A 4,047-nucleotide genomic window follows, 5' to 3' on the forward strand; every position below is an offset into this window, starting at 1 on the left:
CATAACTGGGCACGATCATCGATTGTAAACTAATAAAAAAACAGACAAAAAGAGATATACATTTCATAAAACTCCTTCTACTGTCTGTCTTCTAAAATTATTGTATTTATTTTTCTAAGTACATGCAAGCACTATTTAAAATGATAAAACATAAAGTTCCTGTTGCGACAATATTTAATGTACAATCCAACAATCCATATATCAACACGATCGCAATAAAACACATCATCATGCCAAATAGTGCAGGATTTTCTTTTCTTGTATTCGAAGTAAAGATTTCCTTATTTAGCACAAATGTATATGCCAGAAGCACTACTGTTCCAACAACTCCATACGACAAAATGGAATCAATATAAATATTATGGGCATGAGGTGCCTTATGACCATGTACTAATGGATAAAACTTCTGATATGTCTGCGGACCCCATCCAAAGAATGGATACATTGAAATACACATAAATGCTGTCTTCCAAATCTTAATGCGAGAGGCAAAAGTTGACATATCACTGATTCTTGGAATCAACGTTGGTTTTAAGAATACTAAACCACATATACCAAGTTCGAATACAATGGATGTGATAAATAGTTTTTTCCATCGCACACAATAAAGAAAGATAGGAAAGATTAGTGCAAATGGTAATAATGCAGTTCTAGATCCCGTTAAATATAGAACAAAGAAATTAAACAGTGCAATTATAAAATAACCAATCTTACAAAGAATATTGTCGTTTTTCACAAAACGATACATACACATCACACATACAAAATCAATGACCATCGCATAGATATTCGCATTCATAAATGTCGAAGTAATTCTTCGTTTTGGTGAATTGAAGATATGGAATTCTAAAAATGTTCGTCCATTCGCAAGGGAAATCTGATTAAACTGATACAAACCGTAGATAGCCGCAAATACCGATAAAATAATAATAAGATCACACATCTTTTCAAATGTATTTTTTGTGATACTTCTACGATAATAGGCTCCATATAAACCGATCAACACAAATAACCATGTATTACCAAAACCTGTCCAGTTCGAATGGAAGATGGAGACAATAAATTCCAATACGATAAAGCTATAAAAGAAAATTGCGCCCGTTTGATTCTTTATGGCATCCACCAATTTATGTCGGCATAATGCTTGTATTAAAACGCATGCGACTGCTACACTTGCGATTTGATAGGGCAAAAACAGAAAGGCAGTGGCCAATAAAATCATTTTTTCATCTAAATTCATAGATCCTCCCTTCAAAAAAAATAGCTGGTTGAACCAGCTTAATTTCAAAACATGGTGCCGACTATCGGATTTGAACCAATGACCTACGCGTTACGAGTGCGTTGCACTACCACTGTGCTAAGTCGGCATAAAGACTACCCTATTAGAATAGTCTTATTTTTTAAGATTGTAAAGCAAAAATCTGTTGTTGATAATATGTGATTTGTTGCTGCAAAGAAGACAACATCTGATTATTTGTATCAATCTGAGATTGAATATCTGCAGTATCTTCTCCATTTTGTTGCGCATATGCCAAATCAGACTCTAGACTCTGTGCATATTGTGCATACGTATTGTAGTCTTGCTGCAAACTATTCAAGCTTGTTTGATATTCTTTAACCTTCTTTTCATTCTCTGCTTTTTTAGCTTCTTCTTCCTGACGAGCCTTTTCCTCGGCAGCCGCCTTTAATTCACCCTGTTCTTTACATAGATCAATAAAGTCTTTGCCTGTCTTTGATTTTGATAAAGTATCCACTTCATCTTTTAAATTTTTAGACAATGAACTATATGTAGACTGCATGTCGGCTACAGCCATCTTTTCTTCATCGGATTTTGATTCCCAACCATTTAATAAATCAACAATTTGTTGATAAGCAGGAAGTTTAACTTCTTCTTTATCTTGATGAAGCTGCTTCATATCTTTCAACAAAGCCTTATATGTTTGGCCAGTCTGTTCTTTAAAATATTCATTGATTGAAGTCTTTTGTTTATCCAAAAGCTTTTGATAATCTTTATCCAAATCTAGAAGCTCTAATTTCTCAGCATCTGACATCATATTGTCTCCATACTCATCCGCATAAGACACTAATTTATCATATGTTTTTTGTTGCGTTTCAGAAACAATATTTTGTGGATTATACACTAAAACCTTATATGCATATCCACCTAAGGCAACCAAGCCTACTAAGATTACGCATAACACAATTTTTGTAACCTTCTTCATCGGTTTCTTTTCTTTGACTTGTTTATTCTTAGACTTCTTTTCTTTTGGTTTATGTTCCTTTTTTTCTTTCTTTTCTTTTGGCTTCTTTTCCTTTTGGATAACTACCTCTTCATCTTCGTCACCCTCATTTGACATATCCTGCAACATCGCATGCACAAGATCTAATGCCTCATTGGATTGTTCCTTTTCAATCGAAGAAGTTGTAAAATCATCATCCATGTCTTTTAGATCATCTTTATGCTCCTGATAAAACTGCTCTTCTTCCGCAATCGTTTTTTGACCACGCTCTTTACGAAGCATATCTAAAGCTGAAGACATTGTCTTTTCAGCCTGTCTTCTTTCTGCTTCAGACATCTGATGAACCTCTTTAGGCTTTTTTAATTCATCGTTATACTCTGTTTTTTTATCTAAAAGTGCTTTTGAATAAGCATCTATATTCTTATCATTTTTACTCATAATATATTTTCCTTAGTTCGAATCTATTTTAACACATTATAAGCCTTCTTTTTCAACAAATTCATAAAAAGATTTTTCTTTCACAAAATCCTCTTTATTCACCTTTCCAATCGGCTGCGCATAAATAATAAATTCATTTTTGCCTTCCAATTCAAACATTTCATCACAAATTCTTGTCACACACGCTCCAATTCCACAAGTTCCTAAACCAATACTTGTGCTTGCCAAATATATATTTTCTCCAACATGGCCTAAATCCACTAACGCTATTCGATGTGCAAGATGTCCATAGCGCCATTCAGTACGATACGGAATATAGCTGAAATAGAAAATCACATTGGCTTTTAAAGCCCATAATTGATCACATAAAGAAGATGCCAAAACATCACTTACCTTTTCAATTGGATTTAAAAACTCAATACGATGTTCCATAGGCAAATAATGATAGGTTCCAGGGGTTAACCCTTCTACATTTTGACATACAAAATAAAGTTCAAAACCATGTCTAGCTCCTCCAGATGGTACTGTACGCAAAGTCGCATATTTCTTACCACGAATTTGTTTAACACCTTGGCAAGTCCAAAGCATATAAGAAAGTTCCAACAAAGACATGGGCTCTTGCGTATATACACGACTACTATGACGTGTATTGATAATATCTAGAAAGTTAGAATGAACGGATAATGCGTCAAAATTTTTAGGAAGTTCTATGGAATCTTTTCGCATAGCAGCTTTAACCAAAGGTGGTTGTGGAAGTTTCTTGTCTTGGTCCGATTCAAATTCTTCTATATCATATTTCAAGTCTGAATAATTCATGCTCTTCTCCTTTTAATGCGCTAATTCATCTAATAATCTTGCCTTTTGTGTTCCTATCAACAAGAGTTGTTTATACTTTTCATATATATCAATCGTATGTGAACTTAAATAGAGAGCCATTTCACTCGACATTGTTAGATTCGTTACAAATATTGTCATTTCCTGACCATTCTTAAATGCATTTTCCATAAATTCAAACGCATTTTCAATCTCCAACTTCAATTGACTATCCAACTTTTCCATTTTTTCCTTTTGTTCAAAGAAAGGCTTTGTACAAGAATCAAAACGAGACTTAGGATCTAAACTTTCATCCACCATTACTTTTTGTATGTTATTTAACACAAATTCATGTTCATGTTTTTGTGAAACACTTAATAATTCTGCCTGCAATTGATCACGATAATTTGACATGAATGCCTTTGTATGGTCCAAATAAGAAGAATCCATATCTTTGCGATATTCTTTCAAGAAACTAAACCAAAGATCTGTACAATGTTTTTCAAAAGAATATACATTCACTTGCCGTAGTAAACCATCCATCACCAAATTAACA

3 protein-coding genes, 1 tRNA gene and 1 pseudogene are annotated in these 4,047 nt (G+C 33.6%); all 5 read right to left on the minus strand.

Features of this window, described 5'->3' with window-relative positions:
• Positions 1-106 precede the first annotated feature (106 nt).
• Positions 107-1,240 (minus strand): O-antigen ligase family protein, encoded by a 1,134-nt coding sequence (locus ACZQCL_RS06300; protein WP_117572046.1) that lies wholly within the window; start codon positions 1,238-1,240, stop codon positions 107-109.
• Between the two features lie 52 nt (positions 1,241-1,292).
• Positions 1,293-1,367 (minus strand) — tRNA-Thr (locus tag ACZQCL_RS06305).
• 33 nt (positions 1,368-1,400) lie between these two features.
• Positions 1,401-2,678, minus strand: a complete 1,278-nt coding sequence (locus ACZQCL_RS06310) for a hypothetical protein (RefSeq protein ID WP_482482301.1) — start codon at positions 2,676-2,678, stop codon at positions 1,401-1,403.
• Positions 2,679-2,714: 36 nt separating this feature from the next.
• Positions 2,715-3,494, minus strand: coding sequence for a SagB/ThcOx family dehydrogenase (locus ACZQCL_RS06315; protein ID WP_333673166.1), 780 nt, complete (start codon positions 3,492-3,494; stop codon positions 2,715-2,717).
• Positions 3,495-3,506: 12 nt separating this feature from the next.
• Positions 3,507-4,047: pseudogene (locus ACZQCL_RS06320) on the minus strand (ATPase); the annotation flags it as partial.

The organism is Holdemanella sp. (genome assembly GCF_056804935.1).

Excerpts from the sequence above, each read along its gene's own strand:
- ACZQCL_RS06310 (WP_482482301.1), bottom strand. The coding sequence starts at position 2,678 with ATGAGTAAAAATGATAAGAATATAGATGCTTATTCAAAAGCACTTTTA.
- ACZQCL_RS06300 (WP_117572046.1), bottom strand. The coding sequence starts at position 1,240 with ATGAATTTAGATGAAAAAATGATTTTATTGGCCACTGCCTTTCTGTTT.
- ACZQCL_RS06315 (WP_333673166.1), bottom strand. The coding sequence starts at position 3,494 with ATGAATTATTCAGACTTGAAATATGATATAGAAGAATTTGAATCGGAC.